A 629-nucleotide genomic window follows, 5' to 3' on the forward strand; every position below is an offset into this window, starting at 1 on the left:
GCCGGCGCGGCGCCTCACCAAAGGGGAATGAAGATCCTCACCACCTTCACGATGCCGCTGTTCGGCATGGTGAACAGGCATTACCTCTGGTTCAAAAGCACGGGATCCGTCAGCCGAGACGAATATGCAGAGATCGTCACCCGCCTGATATCCGACGGAGCACGGAGCCTGCTCAAGTCTCCCCCCAAGACATCGAAGCGCACTGCTGCCGCGGAATAAACGTCCATCGGTGCCCGATAGCACCCAACCTCGAAGTGATCGCATGAAACTCGAAAGCTACATCAACGGACAGTGGGCCGCACCGGGCCGCGATTTCATCGAAGTGCGCAGCGCCGTGAGCGGCGATGTCGTTGCCGAGGCAACCAGCGGCGGACTGGATATGCGCGGCATTCTCGCCCACGCACGCAGTACCGGCGGCAAGAATCTCCGGCGGCTGACATTCCATCAGCGCGCCGACATGCTGAAGAAACTCGCGCAGTATCTGACCGAGCGCAAGGATCAGCTTTACAAGCTCTCGTTCCAGACTGGAGCCACCCGCACCGATAACTTCATTGATGTAGACGGCCGTATCGGAACGCTGTTCGTCTATGCCGGCAAGGGCCGCCGGGAGCCTCCGAACCCCACATTGA

2 protein-coding genes are annotated in these 629 nt (G+C 60.3%); both read left to right on the top strand.

Annotation, left to right across the window (positions count from 1 at the left end):
* Nucleotides 1-219 (top strand): TetR-type transcription factor C-terminal domain-containing protein (locus AWU74_RS14305; protein ID WP_238580239.1); only part of this gene is annotated, 219 nt, incomplete at its 5' end.
* A 43-nt stretch (nt 220-262) separates the two neighbouring features.
* Nucleotides 263-629, top strand: a 367-nt coding sequence (locus tag AWU74_RS14310; RefSeq protein ID WP_162505009.1) for an aldehyde dehydrogenase family protein, incomplete at its 3' end; no start/stop codon positions are given.

It is taken from the genome of Treponema endosymbiont of Eucomonympha sp., from assembly GCF_001028545.1.